At 29.3% G+C, this 25,663-nt stretch carries 27 protein-coding genes; 5 read left to right on the top strand and 22 right to left on the bottom strand.

What is annotated here, in order from left to right:
• Positions 1–6 precede the first annotated feature (6 nt).
• The 20 genes from G324_RS0105450 to G324_RS0105350 all read right to left on the bottom strand — a co-directional run bounded on the left by G324_RS0105450 (position 7) and on the right by G324_RS0105350 (position 17,275).
• The gene (locus G324_RS0105450; protein ID WP_162146938.1) at positions 7–1,500 is read right to left on the bottom strand and encodes a TrkH family potassium uptake protein; all 1,494 of its coding nucleotides are present in this window, start codon (positions 1,498–1,500) and stop codon (positions 7–9) included.
• On the bottom strand, positions 1,497–2,171 hold the full coding sequence (locus tag G324_RS0105445; RefSeq protein WP_162146937.1) for a potassium channel family protein: 675 nt from the start codon (positions 2,169–2,171) through the stop codon (positions 1,497–1,499). Before G324_RS0105445 ends, G324_RS0105450 begins: the two co-directional genes overlap by 4 nt.
• The gene (locus G324_RS0105440) at positions 2,168–2,578 is read right to left on the bottom strand and encodes a potassium channel family protein (RefSeq protein ID WP_162146936.1); all 411 of its coding nucleotides are present in this window, start codon (positions 2,576–2,578) and stop codon (positions 2,168–2,170) included. Before G324_RS0105440 ends, G324_RS0105445 begins: the two co-directional genes overlap by 4 nt.
• A 148-nt stretch (positions 2,579–2,726) precedes the next feature.
• Positions 2,727–3,116, bottom strand: a complete 390-nt coding sequence (locus tag G324_RS0105435; RefSeq protein WP_025725377.1) for an ATP synthase subunit epsilon domain-containing protein — start codon at positions 3,114–3,116, stop codon at positions 2,727–2,729.
• The gene (gene atpD / locus G324_RS0105430) at positions 3,113–4,495 is read right to left on the bottom strand and encodes a F0F1 ATP synthase subunit beta (protein ID WP_210994116.1); all 1,383 of its coding nucleotides are present in this window, start codon (positions 4,493–4,495) and stop codon (positions 3,113–3,115) included. The genes G324_RS0105435 and atpD overlap by 4 nt, the downstream gene beginning before the upstream one ends.
• An 11-nt stretch (positions 4,496–4,506) precedes the next feature.
• Positions 4,507–5,355 carry an ATP synthase F1 subunit gamma gene (atpG, locus tag G324_RS0105425; RefSeq protein WP_025725375.1) on the bottom strand — a complete coding sequence of 283 codons (849 nt, stop codon included), beginning with the start codon at positions 5,353–5,355 and terminating at the stop codon, positions 4,507–4,509.
• The gene (gene atpA / locus G324_RS0105420; RefSeq protein WP_025725374.1) at positions 5,355–6,860 is read right to left on the bottom strand and encodes a F0F1 ATP synthase subunit alpha; all 1,506 of its coding nucleotides are present in this window, start codon (positions 6,858–6,860) and stop codon (positions 5,355–5,357) included. The genes atpG and atpA overlap by 1 nt, the downstream gene beginning before the upstream one ends.
• A gap of 14 nt (positions 6,861–6,874) precedes the next feature.
• Positions 6,875–7,390 carry an ATP synthase F1 subunit delta gene (atpH, locus tag G324_RS0105415; protein ID WP_084027165.1) on the bottom strand — a complete coding sequence of 172 codons (516 nt, stop codon included), beginning with the start codon at positions 7,388–7,390 and terminating at the stop codon, positions 6,875–6,877.
• Positions 7,387–7,914: a F0F1 ATP synthase subunit B gene (locus G324_RS0105410; RefSeq protein ID WP_162146935.1), complete on the bottom strand. Its 528-nt coding sequence runs from the start codon at positions 7,912–7,914 to the stop codon at positions 7,387–7,389. The genes atpH and G324_RS0105410 overlap by 4 nt, the downstream gene beginning before the upstream one ends.
• Before the next feature lie 9 nt (positions 7,915–7,923).
• Entirely contained in the window at positions 7,924–8,181 is a 258-nt protein-coding gene (atpE, locus tag G324_RS0105405) for an ATP synthase F0 subunit C (RefSeq protein ID WP_035357490.1), read from the bottom strand.
• 1 nt (position 8,182) lies between these two features.
• A complete protein-coding gene (locus G324_RS0105400; RefSeq protein WP_025725370.1) occupies positions 8,183–8,884 on the bottom strand; it encodes a F0F1 ATP synthase subunit A in 702 nt (233 codons plus the stop codon).
• Positions 8,881–9,264, bottom strand: coding sequence for a hypothetical protein (locus G324_RS0105395; RefSeq protein WP_162146934.1), 384 nt, complete (start codon positions 9,262–9,264; stop codon positions 8,881–8,883). Before G324_RS0105395 ends, G324_RS0105400 begins: the two co-directional genes overlap by 4 nt.
• The gene (locus G324_RS0105390) at positions 9,251–9,475 is read right to left on the bottom strand and encodes a hypothetical protein (protein WP_025725368.1); all 225 of its coding nucleotides are present in this window, start codon (positions 9,473–9,475) and stop codon (positions 9,251–9,253) included. Before G324_RS0105390 ends, G324_RS0105395 begins: the two co-directional genes overlap by 14 nt.
• 213 nt (positions 9,476–9,688) lie before the next feature.
• The gene (locus G324_RS0105385; RefSeq protein ID WP_025725367.1) at positions 9,689–11,002 is read right to left on the bottom strand and encodes a TldD/PmbA family protein; all 1,314 of its coding nucleotides are present in this window, start codon (positions 11,000–11,002) and stop codon (positions 9,689–9,691) included.
• On the bottom strand, positions 11,002–12,387 hold the full coding sequence (locus tag G324_RS0105380; RefSeq protein ID WP_025725366.1) for a TldD/PmbA family protein: 1,386 nt from the start codon (positions 12,385–12,387) through the stop codon (positions 11,002–11,004). The genes G324_RS0105385 and G324_RS0105380 overlap by 1 nt, the downstream gene beginning before the upstream one ends.
• Complete coding sequence (locus G324_RS0105375; RefSeq protein WP_025725365.1) at positions 12,380–14,176, bottom strand: ABC transporter ATP-binding protein; 1,797 nt, start codon at positions 14,174–14,176, stop codon at positions 12,380–12,382. Before G324_RS0105375 ends, G324_RS0105380 begins: the two co-directional genes overlap by 8 nt.
• A complete protein-coding gene (locus G324_RS0105370; RefSeq protein WP_162146933.1) occupies positions 14,169–15,932 on the bottom strand; it encodes an ABC transporter ATP-binding protein in 1,764 nt (587 codons plus the stop codon). The genes G324_RS0105375 and G324_RS0105370 overlap by 8 nt, the downstream gene beginning before the upstream one ends.
• 168 nt (positions 15,933–16,100) lie before the next feature.
• Entirely contained in the window at positions 16,101–16,478 is a 378-nt protein-coding gene (locus G324_RS0105360) for an SHOCT-like domain-containing protein (RefSeq protein WP_025725363.1), read from the bottom strand.
• A complete protein-coding gene (locus G324_RS0105355; protein ID WP_035357487.1) occupies positions 16,478–16,921 on the bottom strand; it encodes a DUF2089 domain-containing protein in 444 nt (147 codons plus the stop codon). The genes G324_RS0105360 and G324_RS0105355 overlap by 1 nt, the downstream gene beginning before the upstream one ends.
• Before the next feature lie 15 nt (positions 16,922–16,936).
• A complete protein-coding gene (locus tag G324_RS0105350) occupies positions 16,937–17,275 on the bottom strand; it encodes a hypothetical protein (RefSeq protein WP_025725361.1) in 339 nt (112 codons plus the stop codon).
• A 176-nt stretch (positions 17,276–17,451) separates the two neighbouring features.
• On the opposite strand from G324_RS0105350, the gene pepT reads away from it, so the two are divergent.
• Together pepT and G324_RS0105340 are read left to right on the top strand one after the other, a co-directional pair.
• Positions 17,452–18,669 carry a peptidase T gene (pepT, locus tag G324_RS0105345; protein WP_025725360.1) on the top strand — a complete coding sequence of 406 codons (1,218 nt, stop codon included), beginning with the start codon at positions 17,452–17,454 and terminating at the stop codon, positions 18,667–18,669.
• A gap of 27 nt (positions 18,670–18,696) precedes the next feature.
• On the top strand, positions 18,697–19,689 hold the full coding sequence (locus tag G324_RS0105340; RefSeq protein WP_025725359.1) for an aldo/keto reductase: 993 nt from the start codon (positions 18,697–18,699) through the stop codon (positions 19,687–19,689).
• 51 nt (positions 19,690–19,740) lie between these two features.
• Here G324_RS0105340 and G324_RS0105335 read toward each other — a convergent pair whose 3' ends face one another.
• Positions 19,741–20,949 (bottom strand): AAA family ATPase, encoded by a 1,209-nt coding sequence (locus G324_RS0105335; RefSeq protein ID WP_025725358.1) that lies wholly within the window; start codon positions 20,947–20,949, stop codon positions 19,741–19,743.
• 145 nt (positions 20,950–21,094) lie between these two features.
• Between G324_RS0105335 and G324_RS0105330 the strand changes: the two genes are divergently transcribed.
• Genes G324_RS0105330 through G324_RS0105320 form a run of 3 tightly spaced genes read left to right on the top strand, consistent with a single transcriptional unit; the run spans position 21,095 to position 23,311 of the window.
• Positions 21,095–21,826 carry an ATP-binding cassette domain-containing protein gene (locus G324_RS0105330; protein WP_162146932.1) on the top strand — a complete coding sequence of 244 codons (732 nt, stop codon included), beginning with the start codon at positions 21,095–21,097 and terminating at the stop codon, positions 21,824–21,826.
• A complete protein-coding gene (locus G324_RS0105325; protein WP_025725356.1) occupies positions 21,823–22,503 on the top strand; it encodes an ABC transporter permease subunit in 681 nt (226 codons plus the stop codon). Before G324_RS0105330 ends, G324_RS0105325 begins: the two co-directional genes overlap by 4 nt.
• Position 22,504: 1 nt before the next feature.
• Positions 22,505–23,311, top strand: a complete 807-nt coding sequence (locus G324_RS0105320; protein WP_025725355.1) for a MetQ/NlpA family ABC transporter substrate-binding protein — start codon at positions 22,505–22,507, stop codon at positions 23,309–23,311.
• A 45-nt stretch (positions 23,312–23,356) separates the two neighbouring features.
• Here the strand turns inward: G324_RS0105320 and G324_RS0105315 are convergent, their stop codons facing one another.
• Positions 23,357–25,660 carry a hypothetical protein gene (locus tag G324_RS0105315; protein WP_025725354.1) on the bottom strand — a complete coding sequence of 768 codons (2,304 nt, stop codon included), beginning with the start codon at positions 25,658–25,660 and terminating at the stop codon, positions 23,357–23,359.
• Positions 25,661–25,663 lie beyond the last annotated feature (3 nt).

Here is a 25,663-nt window from a genome sequence, read left to right as displayed (position 1 = left end):
TAAATGTCAGTTTTCTTTTTTTATAATACTTTTAAATATTTTAATGATTGTAACGAATATAATTGTAAACTCAAGTCTTCCTGAAAACATACCTAATATAAATATCCATAATGTAAAATTATTTGTTGTTCGGTGCATAATTCCTTGTGTAAATCCTGTATTACTCATTGCACTGGCCATATCAAATAATGAACTTTCTAAATTAAAGCCTTGACTCATAATAATAATACTTCCAGTGATCCATATCATGAAGTATATAAATATGAATGCGTAGTTGTGTCTAATATCTAAATCTGTTACTTGTTCATAATGATCATATTTTTTTACAAAATTTGTTCTAATCATACGATTATGGCTCATTTTATCTTTGATGTACCAATATGATGATTGGAGTGAGAGTAATATTCTGTCTTGTTTTATCGCACCACCTGTAGAACCTGCTTGGCCACCAATTAGCATTAAGAGTAAGATTAACATAATAGAAAATCCTGGTAAGATATTAAATCCTGAAATTGTTGTTAACCCTGTTGTGGTAACTCCACTTATAACTGTAAATAGTGCATGTCTAAGATATTCAAAATTAGAACTCGATTGAAGTGGATGTAGTATAATTTTTGAATCAATTAAATTGATAGTTACCAAACTTGTGAAAATAATTATGATTCCAATAAACAAATATGTAATGCCATGATTAAATACTTTTTTAAATTTACCACTTAATAAATATAGATGTGTTAGAAAGTTTGTTGCACCTAGTAGCATAAGTATCATTGCTATAATTTCTATACCTATGTGATTATAGTGTGAAATACTTTCTACATGAGGTGAAAATCCACCAGTAGATACTGCAGAAATTGCATAAAAGAATGCATCAAATAAGTCCATTCCAAATAATTTAAAACTAATGGCACCAAATATGATAAAGCCCATATACATAGCCATTATAAGTTTAGCAGACTTAGCTAAATTACTTAATAATTTATCATTATGACCTTCAGCTGTGTATAATTTCATGCCATAACGATCAGAGATTGCAGAGGTCATGATTAATACAAGACCAATACCACCAAAAAATAGTAATATCATTTGATGAAATTGAAATATTTTTGGTAAAACTAGAACAGTAAGAATGCTTAATCCTGTAGTTGTAAGTCCTGATGTTGCTTCAAATATAGAATGTGTTAAGCTAAACCCATGTAGGAAAAATGGTAGTGAACTTACAATGATTGCTATAACCCATACCAGTACAACAAACACCATATCTTCATGATTATGAAACTTAGCTAAGTGTTTGTTTTTAAGTGTTCTTGAAATGATGTATCCAATAACAATCGAACTGATTCCTGGTATTAAAAAGTTTAGTGTATATATGTAATCTTCAGGGTAAAATATGAGCATTGAAAGTGGTAATAAATTAATGCCACCAACTAATATTAGAAATATACCTAAATATCCAATTATTAATTTATAACCCTTTAATGTTTTTAATTGATTTGTCATTTTTTGTCTTTGGATGATTTTTCTATAAAATCATGGATCAGTTTTTGATCACTTGTTGCAGAAACCATTACTAATTTATCATTAATTTTGATTTCTGTTTGTCCATTTGGAATAATGACTTGAGTATTTCTCATGATACAAGAAATATTAATTCTTGGTGGCAAATTAAGATTTAGAATTTTTTTACCATGTAGATGATATTCTGGGATAATATCGATTTCTGTAATTGTTATTAGATCATTTTCCATTGAGAGTGTATTGAATACTGCTTTTAAATTCGCTTCTTTTTTTATGGTTTGTCCTAACATGTAAATACTTGATATAACAGTATCCACACCAAGTTTTTTAAATATTTCAACGCGTTTTGGATTTAAGACCCTACATATTGTTTTTTTAACATTAAAAAATTTTTGAGCAGTGATACATGTTATATAATTATCGATATCATTTTCTGATAATGCAACAACAACATCGGCATCTTTGGCACCAGCATCTTCAAATGTGTATAATTTGGTAGGATCTGCAACAAGTACTGGAATTCTATGATGTTCTGATATATATTTTGCAGCTTCTTCATCCGGATTAATCACTATAACTTTATGTTTGTCTTCTAAGAATTTGCCTACAATATATTCTGCATCAAACTTACCGCCACAAACAATTATTTTCATGATGCTGCTCCTTCTAAATCTAAGAATTCATCCAGTGATAGTAAAAACGGATAAATGACTTTTATTCTATCTTGATCTATTAGTTTACCTTTATCTGTATCATAAAGTCTTAAATATATTTTGGGTATATTGTAAGTATATTGAGCTAAATGACCAATATATACATTAATATTATCATCACCTGTAACAATAACAATTCGTTCAACATTATCCATATCTAATTGTTCAAGTAAGGTCATATCGGATGCATCTGCATGAATTGTGTTACCACTAAAGTCATCACTGACCTTTCTAAATGCATCTTTTGAGATATCAATAATATCTACACTTATACCCTTTTTTGAAAAGTGTCTTGCAATATTTGCACCGAGTCTTCCAGAACCAATTACTATCGTTTTGTTTTTCAAAGAGATCCCCTCCTAAAAATACAATCTTTATATATATCTATTCTTATTTATTGTATCATAATATGATACATATAATTAAAATATAACATGCGTTTTAAATTAAAAAACACCTAAAATATATCAAGATATATTAGGTGTTTTAAGTTTATTAAATATGACCAGCTCTTGCATTGGATATTTGTTCGCGTAAGTCTTTTTCAAGTTTAGAATAATCAATGTTTTGTTTTTTTATTTTTTCTGAAATTTCTTTTTCAATACGCATAACAAGTTCTTTTGCTTTTTCCATTGTTTTATCAAGGGCCGCATTTAGTGCATATACTTTAAGCATACGATCTTTATAAACTACAGCACCACTTTGAACATATAAATAAAATATGAGTTCACCTGATACAAGTTTAATAAATTCATTATTTAATGTTGTAATGGTTTGGATATGTTTATCTAAAATTGCAAACTCACCAGATTTTTTTAATACAACTGCATAATCTATATTTTCTTTATATTTTGTACCTTGTTGGCCAATGACTTCTATTTTCATAATTTTTTAGCCTTATTTACAGCATCATCTATCGTTCCAACGAGTAAGAATGCTTCTTCTGGTAAATCATCATGTTTACCTTCCAAAATTTCTTTAAAGCCTCTAATTGTTTCATGGATTGGTACAAAACTACCCTTTTGTCCTGTAAAACGTTCTGCAACGTTCATGTTTTGACTTAAGAAGTTTTGGATTCTACGTGCACGGTGAACAACTAATTTATCATCATCTGATAATTCATCCATTCCAAGAATTGCAATAATATCTAAAAGTTCATGATAGCGTTGTAACATTCTTTGAACTTCACGTGCAATATCATAGTGTTCTTGACCAACAACTGAAGGTGTGAGTGCACGTGATGTGGATTGAAGTGGATCAATTGCTGGATATATTCCATCTTCTGTAAGTTTTCTACTTAGAGCTGTTGTTGCATCTAAGTGTGAGAATACTGTTGCAGGGGCTGGGTCTGTGTAGTCATCTGCTGGTACATAGACTGCTTGAATGGATGTAATGGATCCATATCTTGTTGATGTAATACGTTCTTGTAGTTTACCCATTTCGGTTGCAAGTGTTGGTTGATAACCAACAGCTGATGGCATACGACCAAGAAGTGCTGATATTTCAGAACCTGCTTGGATATAGCGGAATATATTATCAATAAAGAGTAAAACGTTTTGTTTTTCCCCATCTCTAAAGTATTCAGCAAGTGTAAGTCCTGTTAAGGCAACACGTAGTCTTGCACCGGGTGGCTCATTCATTTGTCCAAATACTAATGCTGTTTTATCAATAACACCTGAATCTTTCATTTCATGATAAAGTTCATGACCTTCACGAATACGCTCGCCTACACCGGTAAATACTGATATACCTCCATGGTTGGTAGCTACATTATGGATCATTTCTTGAATTAATACAGTTTTACCAACACCGGCACCACCAAATAATCCAATTTTACCACCTTTAATATAAGGTGCTATTAAGTCAATAACTTTAATACCTGTTTCAAGTATTTCAATTTCTCCACCAAGTTCATGAAAATCAGGTGGTAATTTATGAATAGGCATTTGACGTTTGGTATCAATTGGTCCGGCACCATCAATAGGATTTCCTAATACGTTTAACATACGACCTAAGACTTTATTACCTACCGGTACTTTAATTGGTGAAAGTAGTCCTGTTACTTCCATACCACGAGCAAGACCGTCAGTTGCTTCAAGTGCGATTGCTCGAACTAAGTGGTTACCTAAATGGGATGCCACTTCAAGTGTACGAGTTTCTGTTTCACTTAGACGTACTTCTAATGCATCATTTATATTTGGGAGTTCATCGACAAAAGAAATGTCTACGACTGGTCCTACGATTGCTACTATTTTTCCTTTCATGATTACCTCCTTTATAATTTAGAATTAGAAATATCTAATAATTCATTTGTTATTTTATGTTGTCTTGCTTGATGATATTTTAAACTTAATTTTTCAAGGGCTTCATTTGCATTATCGGTTGCACTTTTCATTGCCATAATACGTGAAGAATATTCACTTAATTTGGCATCAACTAATAAGCCGTAAAGTCTTGATTGAATGTAAATCATTATTAAATCATTTAATGTATCTGTTTTTGATCCTTCATAAAAGTATGGGTCATGTGCTATTTGGTTTACCTTACTTTTAATGTCAATTGGAAGTAAAATTTCGTTTTCAGGTTTTTGTGTCATGGAGTTAATAAATTTATTTGAAAACACAGAAATTTCACCATAATAATTATTTACATATAATTCTACTAAATCATCAATGTAATCGCCTAATGTAGCCTCATTTACATCATCATGGTTTAGAATAACTTCTTGATTTAGACGATTTAATTTTTCTTTATTGGTAAATGCAAATGCTCGTCTACCAATAGCTATCACGAATACATTATTTTTATCCATATCTTTAATATGGTCTAAGAATTGTTTGAAAAGTTGTTGATTATATGCTCCAACTAATCCGCGATCTGTTGAAATAATAATAAATAATTTATTTTTTGAGCGATTATCTTTGTTTAAAAATATATTATTTTCAGTGGTTTTAAAAACATCATTTAATACTTCATCAAATGCACTTTTAAATTGATTGTACTGAGTAAATGCGTTTTGTGCAGAAACTAATTTAGAAGAAGCAATTTGATACATTGCTTTTGTAATGGATGCTGTCTTTTCAATTGAAACAATTCTTGATTTTAAGACTTGCAAGTTTGCCATTAAATAAATCTCCTTACATGATCGATAAATTCTTCCATTAGTTTTTTATCTGTAATTGCTTTATCTTTTATTAATTGTGCTTTTAATTTTTTACCAACCTCATTTAGACTAAGTCCTTGCTCAATTTCAGCCATTAAACTTCGAATTTGCTTCAAATTTAAATCATCCATAAAGCCGTTTTCTAGTGCGTAAAAGGTCACAATTTGAGATGGTAAATCAATTAATTCGTGCACATCTTGTTTTAGGATTTCAACTGTTTTACGTCCACGATCTAGTCTTCTTTTAGAACTTGGGTCTAAATCAGATCCAAACTGTGCAAAACTTTCTAACTCTCTAAAGTTTGCAAGTGCAATACGTAAGGTACCTGCTACTTGTTTCATCCCTTTCCACTGTGCACTACCACCAACACGAGACACACTTAATCCGGCATTAATAGCAGGTCTTACACCTTGGAAAAATAGTTTGTTTTCTAAGTAGAGTTGACCATCTGTAATACTAATGATATTGGTTGGAATATAAGCACTAATATCACCTGCTTGGGTCTCAACAATCGGTAAGGCAGTAATTGATCCTCCACCTAATTCTTTACTTAGTTTACCAGCACGCTCAAGTAGTCTTGAGTGTAGGTAGAAAATATCACCTGGATATGCTTCTCTACCACTTGGACGTTTCATTAAAAGTGATAATTCACGGTAAGCTACCGCATGTTTGGTTAAATCATCATATATGATTAATACATCTTTGCCTTGTTCCATAAAGTATTCAGCAATGGATGAACCTGTATAAGGTGCAATATATAATAGTGTTGCCTCTTTAGATGCACTTGCATTTACAACAACTGTATAATCTAGAGCATCTTTAATTTGTAGTAGTTTAACAAGATTTGCTACTGTTGCATCTTTTTGGCCAATCGCAACATATATACAAATAACATTTTTTCCACGCTGGTTAATAATTGTGTCAATAGCAATTGTTGATTTACCGGTTTGTCTATCACCAATGATTAATTCTCTTTGTCCTTTACCAATCGGTACTAAAGCATCAATTACTTTAATTCCTGTTTGTAGGGGTTCATTAATAAACCCACGGTCCATTAAATCTTTTGCAGGACGTTCTACTGGATAGTATTTATCCGCATTGATCGTACCTTTTAGATCGAGTGGTTGACCAAGCGGGTCAATGACACGCCCAAGTAAATCATTACCAACAGGGACTTCAAATATACGTTTTGTTGCACGTACATTATCGCCTTCTTTAATAAGATCTGTACGTCCAAATAAAATAATTCCTACATGGTACTGTTCAAGATTAAAAACGAGTCCTTTAACATCATGTGGTAATTCAACCAATTCACCTAATATCGCTTGAGAAAGTCCGTATACAGTAGCTATACCATCGGCCACGCTTAAAACTTTACCTACAGATTCTAATCGCACATCTGCCTTATAATCTTCAATTTGTTTTTGTATTAAAGCGCTAATTTGGTCGATATCTATTTTTGCCATATAATCATCCTTTCTTAAATATTAGCACGCATATCATCTAACGATTTTTTAAATGATCGCTCGATACTACGGCCTTGATAAATTATTTTTTCACCACTAATTAATGATGGGTCAATATGAATATTAAACTCAATATCAAGTCCTGGTAAATAATCTTCAATTTCAGCTTTTAATTTAGCTAATTTAGATTTTGATAATGGTTTTGCAGTATATAGTTGCACATATGCTATTTTTTGATGCAATCTGGATTTAATATTCCATTGTTCGTATATAGTTTCATAATATCTGATTTGATGATGTCTAATTAAAAGCATCAAAAAATTAATGAATAATTCATTAAAAACACCTAATTCTGTAAGGAGTTTTTGTTTGACTTTATTACGAACCATTGGAGAATCTAAGAAAATAATCCAATCTGGATTATCAGAAGCAAGCGCCACAAAAGTTTCATATTGTTCAATAATAGATTCAACAGCATCTTCTTTAAGCGCAAGCTTAAAAAGTGCATCAGAATAAATTGTTGAAATCATAATTTAGTATCAATCATTTCTTCGATTGTTTCATCGATATTTTCTTCTGTGACATCGTGGGTAACAATTTTTTCAGCCACATCAAATGCGATTTCTTTAATTCGTTCTTTGATTTTATCGCTTTGAATTTTTAGTTCTTGCTGAATGTCTCGATCCACTTGTTGAATACGTCTTTTAGCTTCATTACGAGCCTCAGTAATAATACGATCTTTTTCTTGTTGCGCTTCGTAAATTAAACTATCTTTCATTTGACGTGCTTCTTTTCTCATTTCTTCATATTCAGTTTGTAGTTCATATCTAATTTGAGTAACGCGCTCACGTTCATGGGCTGCTTCATAAAGTTCTTTAGACAATGCTTCTTGTCTTTTTTCTAGATACCTTGTAATTGGCTTCCATAAAAAGATACGTACAATTATAATTAAAATAATTGTTGCAGCTATTTGCCAAAGTATTAAATCCCATCTTTCAAATATTGAGTTTAATCCTTCTTGTATCGCATCAGATATTTCTTTGAATATATTCATAATTTATCCTTACTTACTTGATAATATAAACGCAATAATTAACGCATAAATACCAGATGTTTCAACCATTGCTTGTCCAAGTATCATCGTAACTGTAATTTTACCACTTGCCTCAGGTTGTCTACCAACAGCCTCAACTGCTCTTGCAGCTGCAAGTCCTTGCCCGATACCAGCAAGACCTGCTGCTAAAATAGCAATCCCTGCACCTAAATATGCTAAGCCTGATGCGTAAAACTCATTTGGTATAACTTGTAATAAATCAAACATATTATATGCCTCCTTTGATTTCTAATAAATCACTTTCTTCTATTTTATTTGATGAAAATACTGTTGTTAATAATACAAATACAATTGTTTGTATGATGCCAAATCCAATATCAAATATCGCATGCATAATTGGACCTGTTAACCATGTAAATGCCCCTGAAACAGAATATACTAATGTAACAACTGCCGCACCGGATGCGATATTCCCAAATAGACGCATTGTCATTGAAATAAGGGGTGTTAAGTCACTTAATATATTAAGTGGAATCATCACTGGTGAAAACCACCACATAGGTCCCATAAGCGTTTTTAAGTGTCTAATACCTTTACTTTTAAATCCCACAGTTTGGACAGTTACAACACTTACAATTGCAAATGCTAATGTCACTGTTGCATATTTTGTTGGTGTATCAAGAAGTATGAGACCTGATATATTAAGTAAAAATATATATATGGATAACCCTAGTAGGATTGGTGCTAAAAATTTCCAGTGTTTACCAATATTATTTTTTGCATAATTGTTCATAAATTGAACAAATGTGATAACTGCAGTTAGTATTAATCCAGGATTTTCTCCAACCTTTAACTTTTTCACCTTAGAGGAAATCCAAATTGATAAAACTAAAATAATAAGAATTACAATATAACTTGACCATATATAAAATGGAATGCTAAGTAAATAATGAACGATATTTTCAATCAAGATCTCACCCCATTTCTTGATGTGATTGTATTAATTATTGTTGATATTTGAATGACTGAAAATCCAACAATTAAGCTTATTCCAATATACTCTAATATGTCTGATTTTCTATTAAGCCATATAATAAGAAATGCTATAACTACATATATCAAATATCGAAATAATAATGTACCATAAACATTGGCTTGATTAATTTGGTCAAATTTTTGAATTCTAAGTAGAAAATAATAATTGATTAAAGCGGTAATTCCTGCAATTAAAAAATATATTAATAAATCTAGGAACCAAATACTGTAAATAACCGTACCAATAATCATTAATATACTCGCTATTAGATAAGTTTTTTTAAGATTAATATTTTTATCATTATTTGTCGTCATTAATTTTACTTATCCTTTCATTTCTAAAAAATTGCCAAAGTAGTATCATGCTTACAAATAAACCTATAATTAAACCAACACCAGCATAAAGTGCTTCACCCGTACCATCAGGATCAATATTTTTACCTAATATTGCACCTAATATACCGCCTAAGATGAGATTTAAAATAAACTGGGTAATTAAAGCATATAGTTTTATTGCTTTGCGCATTATATCACCACTTCTTGTATATATATTATTAATAAGCTTAAATAATAATTTGTTCTTTTAGATTATAACATAAATATACCTCTAAATAAAATGTAAAATCCTAATATGTTATTATTTGTTTTATTTTCGATAATATTTTACATAAGCCGTTATGAACGGTAAAAAAATGCGCGATAATCTTTAATTATAAGATTTATTCGCGCATATTTTTATTTATTTTTCTTCACCTGAAACCATAAGCATTCCAACATTAACACTTGGTGAACCTACTCCAGATACATCAAATGTTAAATCATTACCTATACCTTTAATGCTATTTAATAAGTCAAACCAGTTTCCTGATAAGACAACCATCTTAACAGCATGATCTAATTTACCATCTTTGATAAATACACCACCTGCTTGAAGACTAAAGTTACCATTTGTATGATTAACTCCTGCATGTAATCCAACTAAATCTGTTACATAAAAACCTTCTTTAATGTCTTTAATTAATGTATCAAAATCATCTTTACCTGGTTCTAGATATAAACCTGCAGGTCCAATACCACCGCCAAATGCGTTACCAGTTGGTTCTTGGTTAAATAGTTTAGCTGTTTTTAAGGAATGTAAGAATCCTGTAAATACACCATTATCAATGATCTTCTTAGGATTTGATGCAACCCCTTCATCATCAAATGAGTTTTGGAATGGTGCTTTTTCATTTAATGGATCATCCCATAAATTAAAGTTTTCAACAGCTATTTTTTCACCAACTTTATCTTTTAGTGCGGTCATTTTTCTATAAGCAGCCTCACCTGAGAATAGTCCTGAAAAAACACCTAACATATCACCAAAACGTTTTGGTGAAAATACTGTTTCGTATTTTTTAGTTTTAATTGAAATACCATCTAGTTTAGATAAACCATTTAAAATGGATGCTTCTGCATCTTTTTTAGCATCATATTCATCAAATGATTTGACTAATTTAAGTTCATAACCCGTTTTAATATCACCATTTTTTTCAAAAATACCTACACCATATGCATATGAAAAATTATGTTTTCTTGTTAGGTTCAATCCTTTTGAGTTAATGATTGTAGTTTCACCGTATGATTCAGTATAATTTGTTGAATCTACTTGTTTAACATATTCATTAGATAAGATATGATTTTCTAAGTCAATTAAATATTTAATTTTTTTATCAACCGGAACACTATCAAAATCAAAGTCATTATCTTTAACTTTAGGATAACTTTTTGATCCTTCAAAGATAATTGCTGGTTCTTTTACAGTGAGTGCTTCTGCATTTAATTTTAATTTATCAAATACTTTATTGGCTGTTTCATCATTTAAATCTTCTAAGACAAAGGACACTAATTTTTCATCATAAACAGCTTTAATTTTAGCTTTATTTACATCAGATGTTGTTAAGTTTTCAACCTTACCTTGGTATACTTCAATTGATAAACTTTTTTGTCTGGTTGAAAATATTTCAACATCACTAAAACCTTTTTTAAGTCCAAGTTCTATCCATTTTTCAAACATTAGTTATTTCCTCCTTGTCCACCTACTAAGATTTTAGATACACGTATGGTTGGTTGGCCAACATCAGTTGGAATCGAACCTGACTGAGCTCCACACATACCTTGACCATATGTTTTATTATTTGCAACACGGTCAATTCTTAAAATAGTTTCAGCACCGTGTCCAATTAACATTGCACCACGAACTGGTTTTGTAAGTTTACCATCTTCAATCATATAACCTTCCATTACTGCAAAGTTATATTCACCTGTTGCAGGGTTTACAGTACCACCACCAAGTTTTTTAGCAAATAATCCATACTGAGTATCTTTAATGATATCTTCGTAATTTTCAGTTCCATTTTCAATATAGGTTGTATTCATACGTGATGTTGGTGGATATTTATAACTTTGACGTCTACCAGAACCGGTTGATTCATAGTTCATACGTTTTCCACTACGATAATCGGATAAGTACCCTTTTAAAATACCTTTTTCAATTAGTAAATTTTTCTTTGTTTTATGTCCTTCATCATCGAATGTTGAACGACCCCATTGGTTATCTTCATCACCATTGTCATATGCAGTAACAAGTTCACTTGCTACTTTATCACCAATTTTACCTGCAAATGGAGATAAACCTTTTGATACAGCACTTGTTTCAAGTGGATGACCTACAGCCTCATGAAAAATTACTCCACCAAAACCATTATGGATAACAACTGGCATTTCTTGTGGTTCCATGTTATCTGCATATAAATACGTCATTACTGATTCTGCAACCTCTAATGCAACTGCTTTAAAATCTATTTCTTCAAATAATTCAAAGCCCATGTTTCTACCAGGTGCTTCAAATGCATCTTGCATTAAGTTACCATCTTGAGCAACTGCAGAAAGCCCACAACGTGTATAAGTTCTAACATCATCTTGATAAATTCCTTTTGAGTTTGCAATTAAAACCTTTTGTTCCCATTCAATTAACCTAGCACCTGCTTGAATGATTTTATCATTATGGTTTTTAATGATGTTTGATAACTCAATTAAGGTTTCAGCTTTTTTAGCTGGTGTAATATCGTTATGACCAATTTTAATATTGTTCACATAAGGTTTTTTATCACCTAGTGGTAAAGCAGTGTTTCCCTTTTTATTAAATGATCCTCTCAAAGTAAATACTAAGTGTTTAACTGCTTCGTATGATGTATCATTTGTATAACCATAAACTTCATCAATACCACTAAGTAGTCTTACACCTACTCCATATGTATTACCACCTGATACTGAGATTACATCACCATTGTTAACGCTCATATTTGCGCTATAAGTATCTTCTAAAAATATTTCTGAGAAATCTGCACCAGTATCTAGTCCAAATTGCAATAATTCTTGTAGTTCTTGCTTATTAAGCATTAAAATCACCTTCCTTTTTATCATATTGTAATTGATATAAGTTATAGTATAACCCATTTTGTTTTAAAAGTTGCTGATGAGTACCTGATTCTTTGATTTCACCTTTACTCATCACAATAATTCTATCACTATGCTGTATCGTTGATAGTCTATGTGCAACAATAAGCATAGTTGATATATTCATCATTTTGCTTAATGATTCTTGAATAATTACTTCTGTTTCAGAATCAATATTTGCTGTTGCCTCATCTAGGATCATTAAACTCGGATTATATACAACCGCTCTAGCAAAACTAATTAATTGTCGTTCTCCACTACTAAAGTTATTGCCACGTTCTTTAACAACATGATCAAGTCCTTCAGGTAGTTTATTTAAAACATAATCTAATCCTACATAGTCACTTGCTTTTTTAATATCACAATCTGTAATGTTTGGATCTCCTAATGTAATGTTATCACGAATTGTTCCACTAAATAAGAAGACATCTTGTAGCATTTGACCAATGAACTTTCTAAGCGATGAACGTTTAATTGTTCGAATATCTTTACCATCAATTAAAATCTGACCTTTTTGAATATCATAATTTCTAACAATGAGTTGTAGAATGGTTGTTTTACCACTACCTGTAGCACCTACAAATGCTACCGTTTCATTTGGATTAACTTTAAAGGAGACACCTTTTAATATCCATTCATCTTCAATATATTTAAACCATACATCAATAAACTCAATTTCACCTTTGAATTCAGATAATTCAATTGCATCTTCACTATCAGTAATATCAGGTTTTGTATCGAGTACATCAAATATTTTTTCGGCTGATGAAAATCCGTTTTGAAGTGCATTAAATTGTTCACTAATTTGCTGTATTGGTTCAAAAAACTGTCCCACATAAATATAAAATGATACAAATAATCCAACGCTTAATGCACCATCAACAACTGATATTACACCAAAATATACAGTTAAAATTGTAGCTATCATAGAAATTAGCCAAATAATTGGTCGATATATACCAAATGTATTTATTTCTGTAAAATAGCTTTTCTTTAATTGATTATTTAATTTTTTAAAATTATCAATTTTTTTATTTTCTTGATTAAATATTTGGGTAATTTTCATACCACTTAAGTTTTCTGATAAGAATCCATTAATCTCTGATACATTACTTCTTACCTCTCTATAAGCTGTTCTAGAAAATTTTCTAAATATTGTGGAGGATATAAGAATCAGGGGTATTGTTAAGAAAGCAAATAGTGCCATCTTCCAGTTAATTACTATGAGTATAACTGCAATGATTATCATCATCAAAAAGTTTCTAATTAAGTTTACAATCGTATTTGTAAACATATCAGAAATATTAGCCGGATCATTTGTTGCTCGTGTAACTAGTTTTCCTACAGGTAATAAATTGATTTGACCAATAGATAAGTTTTCTATATGTTCAAAAACTTGTTTACGCATGGTATGTGTTACATTTTGTCCGATTTCTTGCAAGATTACTTGTTGAAAAAAACCAACAACTACAGAAATAAGTACAATAATTAATCCTATAATTGCAGCAAAAATTAATACTTTTATTTTATCATCAAATGTTACATCTTCTTTTGTCATAAAGTCAATTGAAAAACCGGTTGCAAGCGGTAAGATGACGTTTGTAAAAGTAGTTACAAACATCATTAAAAATGCCATAATAAATTTTAATTTATGTGGTTTTAAATATTGTAATAACCTTTTTAGTAAATCTTTATCAGCCGATGCTGTATGATGATCTTGAAAATCACGCATGGTTATCACCTTCTTCTATAAGTGCTTCTAACTCTTGTAAATTAACCATTTCTTGATACATTTGATTGTTTTTTAATAATTCTTTATGATTACCAATGCCTACAATTTCACCATTTGATAATAAAATTATTTTATCTAACTTTTTAACTGTAGAAATTCTATGTGCAATCATTAATGTGGTTTTACCTTTTCTAATTTTTCTTAGGTTTGAAATGATTGCTTCTTCAGTTTTTGTATCTACTGCAGAAACAGAATCATCTAGGATTAAAATTACAGGATCTTTAGCAAGTGCTCTTGCTATAGATATTCTTTGTTTTTGACCACCTGAAACGGTTGTTCCACGTTCACCTAATATCGTTTCATATTTGTCTTTAAATTCTAAGACGTTTTCATGGATATCTGATAGCTTTGCGACTTCATGTAACCAGTTATCATCAATTTGTTCATCAAATGAAAATCCTATATTGTTTTTTATAGTATCTGAGTATAAGAAGTTGTCTTGAGGTACATATCCAATATGATCTCTTAATCTCTTTATAGATATGTCTAACATATCATAGTCACTATAATAAATCATATTTTCCCTAGGTTGATAAACACTTAATAAGAGTTCAACTAAAGTCGTTTTACCACTACCTGTTTTTCCTAATATACCAACCATTTCACCAGCTTTAATTTCAAAGCTTATATTTTTTAATGTAGGTTCATCATTATCTTTATAGGTAAAACTTAAATTTGATACTTTAATTGCACCATCAAGCACTACATCTTTAAGTGCATTTTCACTATCTTTTATATCTATTGGTGTTTCTAAAAATTTATATATTCTTTTAGCTGATGCTTGAGCTTGGCCATTAATAATCATAAACCACGAAATAGCAAAAACAGGCCACAACAGTGTAAAAAAGTAACTAATATATTCTGTTAAGTCTCCTGATGATAAGCCACCTTCAGCAATTAATAAAGATCCATAAAATAAGACTGATAATATAACTAATGTAATCATAATATCAATAATGATGTTAACAACGATTGAGTATTTTACATAGTCAATTGTCTTTTTATATAAATCTCTACTTTTCTTATCAAAAGTTAAAGCTTCTTTTATTTCTTTAACATATGCCTTAATAACTTGTATACCAGTAAATGATTCTTGAGTAAAATCTGACATACTTTCAAATGATTCTTGTCTGAGTTTAAATTTACGTTCCATTTTAAAATGAACTAGAAATATTAATATCCCCATAAAGAGTAATGGAATGGCTGAATAAAGTGTCATTTGCCAGTTTAATCTAAACATACGAATAATGACAAATGTTCCTAAAAATAAGCCATCAATTAACATAAGTAAACCAAATCCAAATAATTCTCTAACCGAGTTTAAATCATTAATAAAATAACTCATTAATCCACCAATTTTTTCATCAGAATAGAAATTTTGACTTAATTTAGTGGCATGTGTAAACATATGTAGTCTAATGTCTGTTTCAATTTTTCTGCCATTACCTAATAATAATATACGCCATAAATATCTACCAAACGTCATAAATATTACAATTGATGATAAATATAGTAAATGATTGGTAATTTGACTAACCTCTGTAATTGTTGATTCTTCAACCCCTGTAATGATTTGGTTAAAGATTCTAGGTATTTCTAATTGAAAATAATCTATACCAATAAGTATAAGTATTCCTAGTAAAAATGCCCATGCATATTTAATATAATAATGCCTAAAATGTTTTAATAATATCATCTTGTTTTACCTCTTTATTTATTGTATCAAATATATTATATTTTATGTTAAATAAGATCATCTATCTATTTTCTATATTTATAATATAAAGACTATATTTTAAATACTATTTTAATCGTTTGAACTTATTAAAGAAAAACTATTCAAGTGAATAGCCTTTCTTATGAATTACTCCACTACAACTCTTATTTTGTCACCATCTTCAGAATCAACTGTAACAATTTCGCCTAAAACACCTTGACTAACCATTTCTAGAATTGCATCAACATCAATTTCATAATCTTCTAATTTTGAATTTCCAAATTTATTGTTTTTTAATAATCTTGCAAATTCAACTGGTATATTCACACGCACCTTTTCACCACTTTTAGAATCAACTATGATCTTCAACATTTTAAATGGGGATTTCTTTTCGTTTTTATTTACTTTTTCTGTATCCTTTGAACCCATGAGTGCAGATAATAATTTTTCAGCTTCCTCTGGTGTAATTTGACCTTCTTTAAGTAATTCTAAGATTTGTAATCTTTCTTCTCTTAGATCATCCATTATTTTATATCTCCTTTGATTTTTTTAATTAAACTAACTGCTTCATCAACTTTTAATTCACCAACTTTTATTTTATTTAATATTTCTTGTTGCTTATTTTTAAGTGATGCTTCTTCAAATTTAGATGATGTTTGTTTTTCTTTAAAGTCAAAATCATCTAAATTATCATCAACTTTATACCCTAATGAAACAATTGCTTCATCTAAATATTTTTTTACAGTTGGATAACTGATATTCATCTCTTTTTCGATTGCTTTAATGTTACCTCTGTTTTTTACAAATATTTCTATAAAGTATAGTGTTTCCTGATTGATATAATTAAACTTTGAAAAACTAAACTCACCCTTAATTTCTGTATGACAATTCCCACATGCTAGATGCATAATATGTAAGTTCTCATTACATATTGGACATTTTGTAATCACTTGATTTAATTTATTCATTTTTAAACTCTCCTTTTAAATCGTTTTTATATTTATTTTTACATCGTTTGTAATAACTTTAATACTTATACCTTTAACACTTATAAGTTTGATGATATCTTCTTTGGTTAGATTATCATCACCTAATTGATTTGATTTATTTAAAATTAGTTTAAGTAGTGATACATGAATTGGAAAGATAGTAAACATTTTAACAAATCCTGATATAAATTTATTTTCGTTTATCCAAATACTTAATTTTACAAATCTGCTTTTTTTCACCTTTTGAATCTTTTTAGTAAATAATAGGTTATACGCTTCGCTTACTTCAAGTTTACCTTGATATATTTTATTAAGTATTTTATTTTGTTTCATTTTTTTACCTAAATTCTTAATATTTTTAATTTACACATTAATTTTATTATATGATTTTAATAATGTCAATCGTTTTACATTAAAAAATTAAAAATATTAATTTGATTATTAAAATAATTAATTTCAAACAATTAGTTTCTATTTTTTGTATAATATATATAAAGGAAGGTAAAGATATGAAAAATAGACTACTAGAAAGATTTATACGTTACGTAAAAATAGATACACAATCAAATCCAGATTCGGAGACATTTCCTTCAACACTTAAACAATTAGATTTATCTAAACTATTAGTTGAAGAATTACAATCCATGGGGCTTGATGCGTTTTTAGACAAAGATGGTTATGTTTATTCACTTATTCCATCAAATATTGATAAAAAAGTTCCAGCAATTGGTTTTATTGCACATGTTGATACATCATTTGATGCACCAGGTAATAATGTTAATCCTGGTATCATTAAAAACTATAATGGTTCAACAATTATCTTAAATGAAACATATCAAATGCATCCAGATCAATACCCTGCACTAAAAAAGGTGATTGGTGATGATATTATCGTTACTGATGGTAATACATTATTAGGTGCAGATGATAAAGCTGGTGTTGCTGAAATCATGGAAATGGCTCACAGATTAACCGATGACAAAACGATTCGCCATGGCGATATTTATATTTGTTTTACACCTGATGAGGAAATCGGTAAAGGTGCAGACCGTTTTAATTATGATTGGTTTAAAGCTGACTTTGCATATACCATGGATGGTAGTGAAGTTGGTGGTATTGAATATGAAAACTTTAATGCTGCAGCAGCAAAAGTAGAATTTATGGGTAAATCTATACACCCAGGTAGTGCTAAAAATAAAATGGTTAACGCACTGCATCTTCAAATGGAGTTTCACCAAATGTTACCTAAGTTTTTAGATCCTGCAATTACAGAAGGATATGAAGGGTTTAATCACTTAACTGAAAGTGCTGGTCATGTAGAAAGTGCTTATGCTAAATACATTATTAGAAACCACAGTATGAAAGAATTTAAAGAGCAACAAGAAACATTTAATGCAATTACTAATTATTTAAATGAAAAGTATGGGTATGAGGCAGTTAAATTAGAAATTAAAGAATCTTACCTTAATATGTATGAAATTATTAAAGAACATATGTATGTCATTGATTATGCGGTTAATGCAACTAAAAAGGCAGGTTTATCACCAAAGTTTGAAGCTATACGTGGTGGTACGGATGGTGCTAGGTTAACTTATGGTGGACTAATTTGTCCTAACCTTGGTACGGGTGCATATCACTTTCACGGTAGATTAGAATTTGCAAGTATCAATCAAATGGAAAAAGCAGTTGAGGTTATTTTAAATATTATTAACGAAGTCACACTATAAATATTTTAAGAAAGGTAGTTTAAGTATATGTACACACCTAATCCAGATCGATATAAAAAGATGATTTATCGTAGACTTGGAAATTCCGGTTTAGTTTTACCTGTTCTATCATATGGTCTATGGCAAAACTTTGGTATTCATAATGATTATGACTTAAACAAAGAAATGATATTAAAAGCTTTTGATCACGGTATTACGCACTTTGATCTAGCAAATAACTATGGTCCACCACCTGGACATGCAGAAATAGTCTTTGGTAAAATACTTAAAGAGGCATTAATGCCATACCGAGATGAAATCATTATTTCAACAAAAGCAGGATATAAGATGTGGGATGGTCCTTATCAAGATGGTGGTTCAAGAAAATACTTAATTTCATCACTTGACCAATCACTTAAACGATTAGGTATACCTTACGTTGATATCTTCTATCATCATAGAAGAGATTATGATACAAATTTAAAAGAAACAATGATAGCCCTAAAAGATATCGTACAAAGTGGTAAAGCATTATATGTAGGTTTATCTAACTACAATTCAAAAGATCTAGTTGAAGCACATAAAATACTAGACCAACTTAATGTACCATACGTCATTACTCAACCAAGTTACTCCATGCTCAATAGATGGATAGAAAATGATAACCTATTAGAAACACAACATAATTTAGGTGGTGGCACAATTTGCTACTCCGCACTTTCTCAAGGTCTACTTACTAATAAATACATTACAGGTATTCCAGAAGATTCCCGTGCTAAAAATCCAGACTCTTTATGGTTTAAAGAAAAAAACATCACACCTGATGTTGTTGAAAAACTTAAAAAATTAGATGTTATTGCAATAAACAGAGGTCAAACGATTGCTCAAATGGCACTTGTTTGGACACTCAGAAATGAACTCATGACATCTACATTAATATCTACATCAAAATTAAGACAACTAGAAGAAAATCTAAATGCGCTTAATAATATGCATTTTACTGATGAAGAATTAAAACTTATTGATGAAATTATTAGATAAATATATGCCTGCAAACTCAAATAGTTTGCAGGCATTTTTATTATAGGTATATTAAAAATAATTATCTAAATATAGATTTAGTAACTTTTTATCTTTTCTAATTCCTAACTTATTCATATAATAAATTAAAGTAGAATCTTCTTTTTTTAAGTATGTAATTTCATTTAAATCAAATATTTTAGAATCAAACAATAACATATCATGTGTTGAAAATATGAGTCTTCTACTATTTTGTTTAAATTCATTTTTAATAAGTTCAATGAGTTTATAGGTTAAGTGATAATCCATATTTAAATTAAAATCATCAATGATGAATAAATCATTTTTAAGCGGTCTAAAAAGTAGCATCACTAGTATAATTAAACGTTTTAAACCTTTTGATAAATCATTAAGTGAAATGACTTTTCCATCAATAAAATGAACATCAACAGTCTTTATAACTAAATCATTAAAATCTCTACCATTTAATTTATAGAATTGATTGTAACATTCAATAAAAAAACTTTCATCATCTGATTTTATAACATGATTTCTGAATTCATCAATTAGGTGATCATATCTATGTCTGTTTAAATTAAATCTTAAGTCATCAAGTAAGATTGTCTTATAATTAATAAATTTTATAGTTGGTTCTAATTTTTTTAAGATTTGAATAACTTTTAGGTAATGAGAATCATCCATGTCTAAAAAAAACTTAATATCATCATTTTGATTAAATATATGAATGTTTTTAATTAAAGATACTATTTTTTCTAATACTTTTGATTTCTTTGATTCCGTAAAATCCTTTATTCTCATATGACTTAATATAAATTCACGTCTGTCATATTTTAAATCGTATAAATATATTTTAAATCTTTCATAGTCATCTTTAGTAAATAGTTTTTCTAAACTATTTGATAGTGTAATATCGTACTGATCTCTTATAAAGTAAGTGTATCTATGATTCAATTTGAGTGAGGTTAGTTTTTCTAAAATAATCTCGTTTCTTTCATAGTTTAGATTGACTTCATAAGTAAATGTTTCATTTTTTATTAGAAAGTCAAACCTATAGTAAACATTTTCATGATCAAATATTTTATCAATAGCACGCATACCACCAAAAAAAACTTCTTTAAATTTATATATTGCTTCCATAATGGTCGTTTTACCAGAACCTGTTGGACCAAATAAACCTAAAAACGTTTGATGATTATCAAGTTCGATGTTTAATTCCTTTTGGATTGATTTATAGTTATTAATAACGATTCTTTTTATCATTTATTTCTCAACTTTACATGTTAATTTAAAATATTATATATAATATACATCTTATTTTACGACTTTTTCGTAAAATAAGCAATATATAGTGATTATTATTGTTTTATATTTATAATTAATACGATACTAAAAAAGGAAAATTTATATGATAGAATTAAAAAACTTATCTAAACATTATAAATCAAAAAATAACATTGTTCGCGCACTTGAGGATATTTCTCTTAGAATTGATCAAGGTGAGATTTTTGGTATTATTGGAAAATCAGGAGTTGGTAAATCTACTTTATTAAAAATCCTATCACTTCAAATATTACCTGATAGTGGTTCATATACTTTATTTGGTTCTAATGTTACTTCATTAAGTCATAAAAGTTTAAATGAACTTATAAAAGAAACATCTTATATTTATCAAAATTTTAGTTTACTATATAACTTAAATGTTTTAGATAATATCGCACTTCCGCTTAAACTACGTGGCGTATCAAAAGACGAAAGAAAAAACAAGGCGCTTAAAATGCTTAAATATGTAGGTTTAGAAAGTAAAGCAAATGACTATCCTATTACCTTATCAGGTGGTGAGGCACAAAGAATTAGTATTGCTAGAGCATTAATAACAAACCCTAAACTACTTTTTTTAGACGAACCAACATCCGCATTAGATGAAGAAACTGCATTTGAGATTTTAACATTAATAAAAAAGATTCATAAGGAATTTAAACCAACAATTATACTTGTATCACACCAGTTAAATGTTATAAAGTATTTATGTAATAGAGTGCTTTTAATAGAAGATAACAAAGTCAAACGAATCGGAAAAATTGTAAATACAGATAATTTATCATTAGGTTATGATGGAATTTGGAGTGATAACTTATGATACATATGTTAAATACAACTGATATTAGTAAATTAAGTGAGGCTGTTTTTGAAACATTTAATTTATTATTTGTAAGTGCAATCATTTCAATACCAATTGGTTTAGTTATTGGAATAACACTCGCACTATATGAAAAGAAAATATTTACTAAAAATAGATATCTAATATATATATTATCAAGTTTAGTAAGTATTATAAGATCGATTCCATTTGTTTTACTGATGGTTATAATTATTCCATTTTCATTTAATATATTTGGTACTAGTATAGGTTTTATACCATCTATCATCGCTTTAAGTATTATAGGTATTGCGACTGTATCACGATTAGTTGAACAAGCAGTTATTGATATAAACCCTCAAATTTATGATTTAACTCGTTCACTAGCTGCTACTAAATTCCAATTATTTAAAGATTTTATTTTTGTTGAAGCAAGATCATCTTTAATCTTAGCATTTACTTCTTCACTTGTCAGTTTACTAGCTTACTCATCTGTTGTATATATTATTGGTGGAGGGGGTCTAGGTTATACTGCAATTCAAATTGGATATTATTCACCAGTTGGAAACAGTCTAATGTGGGCATCCACAATCATCATGATATTTATTGTTCAAGTGATTCAAATACTCGGTAATATTTTTTCAAATTATTTAAACAAAAAGAAAAGAGGACATTAAAATGAAAAAAACATTATTATTACTTACTACAACATTCTTAATTATTTTATTAGTTGGATGTAAGTCAGAGGCATCTACATTAAAAATTGGAGTAAATTTTTATCCGATGCCAGAGATTGTAGATTTAATTAGCGAAGATTTAAAAAATGAAGGCATTGAAGTTGAGCAGGTACAAATGGATTATAATGTATTAAATACTCCACTTAAAAACAAGGAAATTGATGGTAATTTAATTCAACATCAATATTTTATGGAATTCTTTAATAAATCAAATAATTCAGAATTAGTGGTAGCTCAAAGATTATATCATTCTAAATTCGCACTATATTCAAGTGTATTTAATTCAATTGATGAAATAACAAATGGTACAACAATTTATATTCCTGAGGATGAAGTTAATCTGCCTCGTGCTCTAATATTACTTGATAGTCTAGGGCTTATTACATTAAAAGAAAGAATCACTGTAACTGCAACACTAGAGGATATTATAGAAAATCCAAAAAATTTAGTATTTAAACCTAAATCATTAGGAACAACATCAAATGCATATCACTCTGATGGTGCTAAATTAGCCATAATGTATCCAACTTATGCAAGAGATACTAATAATCAGTTAATGGATGATTCCGAAGTATTAGCATATGAGGAATTAAATGAACTTACAATGACTTATGCAATAAGTTTTGTAGTTAGAAAAGATGATTTAGAAGATCCTAGAATTCAAATATTTATTTCATACTTAACAAGTAGTAAGGTAAGAACTTGGTTAGAAGAAAACTATGGTTGGGCAGCAACACCAGCATTCTAATATATATAAAACCCGATTAGACATATTTTGTCTAATCGGGTTTTTTTAATTTCTATTAGGGTCCCAAATAATTGGATGTTCCTTCCAAACATTAAAATCTATTCCTGGTACACCTGATTGACCTGTAGGACTAGTATTTGAGAGTAATTCCCAAAATGAACCATCATATCTTACAAAATCACCTTTGACATATGTGTTATTTGGAATCCAGAAATCTGTAAGTTCATTCCAACCACTATCATATTCACCAGGAATACCATTATTAGTTATATTAGCTGGTACTGTTCTTGACCATTTATAATAGGCTCCCTTATACAATACAACACTTATGGCTGAGCCACTATTATAGTATTCACCAGTTTTAGACCATTCAAGAGAAAGTGGTTGCCATAAACCTGCAACTCCTGGTGCTTGGTTTCTAGAGTTGCCACCTCTTAGGGTGTAATATCTATTTTGATAGGAAACTATACTATCTTGTTCATAGATATTATTAGGGTGCCACTCTTCACCAACATACCACCAATTGTTATTTGTATCTGGATTAGTTCCTGTAGTTGATGTAAGACCATTCCAAAAATATCTTTTACCGTTATAAGTTACTCCCTGATAACGATTGTAATTTGATTCTGGATCATATGGAGTAGGTGAACCAATTAAAGTCCAGTTTGGACTTACACCAGGTGTTTGACCTGATGAAATTGCCGTATTAGCAATATAATAATTACCATTATGTCTAACAATCGAATTTTGAACATATGCTCTATTTGAATAATCATAACTAATTCTTCTAAATATTGTAGGAGAACTTAATGGATTTGTACCATTTGTAACACTCGCTATAATACGGTAGTGATTTCCTTGATATTCAACATATTCTCCAACACCATATTTATTATAATTAAATGTATCAAAACTATAATTTATCTTTTTAAAAGATTGATAACTTTCAGGATAATCACTCCATGCTTCAAAAGTAGCATAAGCTATATAATATACGATTACATCGTTTATATTCGTATACGTATATTTTCCATTTACAAATGTTTTCCCTCTTATAAACTCACTACCTAGTGGTTGCCATGCCCAATCAAGTGGGGGAGGCGTATTTGCGGGTACACTTTGTTTTGCCATATAAAATCTATTATCTGTATAGTAAATAATTTCACCTTTTACATAACTTCTTGAAGAGTTATAAATGATTGATAATATTTTCCAACCCCAAGGAATTCTATCTGGAATATGACTAGATGAGGCTGCAACATTTTGAATTGCTTCATAGTATCCAGCATTTATGCCACCATCAATAGCATCATCATAGTACACAATATCACCTTTTGAATAAGCTGTGTTTTCTTGCCAATTAGGAATTACTGATGGTGCATATAATGTATCTTCAAATGCCCAAGAGGTTTCATTAATAACTGGTTGATAATCTATATTAATAGTAATTGTTCCACTTACTAAACTTACTGTAAATCTTAAGTGTTTAACAAGATTAATTGTTACATTATATGTGCCTGGAGGTATTAAAACACGTGATAGTAAAGGTGTTTGTCTTTCATGATAAAGGTAACTAAAGTGTTGAGTTGTAGATTTAAACTCTATATAAATACCACGTAAGAATTGTGGATTAGAAACACCATTAAAATTTACCTTTATGGGATATCTTGTTTCTTGTGCAGAAAGTGCTAATTGTTGGGTGGTGTGATTTGGATTAGAAACACTCCATAAATCAGAACGATTTGCTTGTATTGCTGAAATGATCATACTAATTTTTACGGTAATGGTACCCTTATATGTATTATTATTGGTATTTAGATTTTTTAAGGCGTTTAAATTGGTTGTATTAATTGTTGCATTATTTACAAAGTCAACTGAAAAAGGTATGTCATTTTTATATATAGTACTTGGATGATAATAGTATTTATGAGAATCTAGATTATTTGGTGTTGCATAGTTCCAAGTAAAAATATTTGGACTATAAATTCTTGTTATGTTACCATTTTGAGATGTAACTGTCCATAATTCAGTTACTTTCATTCTAATATTTATATTTTTATATGCGGTAATAATAGCTTTTAAATTTAAATTAAATGTAGCACCTGATATTTCATTTAAGTTAAATGAGATTGCTAATTCTTGAGATTCATATCTTGCATTATTATAGTCTATTGCTTGACCATTATAATCAATTCTTGCACTTGCAGCAAATAGTTCTGTACTTCGTATATTAAGATCAAGTGCTTCATTTGTTGATTGTAAAGTAAACCATGCATAAACACCAACGGCTGTTGATAGGCTTAAAATTATTGATAATATTAAAATGACTAATTTATTTATTTTTTTCATATT

The organism is Acholeplasma granularum ATCC 19168, from assembly GCF_000526235.1.
GTDB lineage: Bacteria > Bacillota_I > Bacilli_A > Acholeplasmatales > Acholeplasmataceae > Acholeplasma > Acholeplasma granularum.
This window is presented reverse-complemented; position numbering and strand designations above follow the sequence as displayed.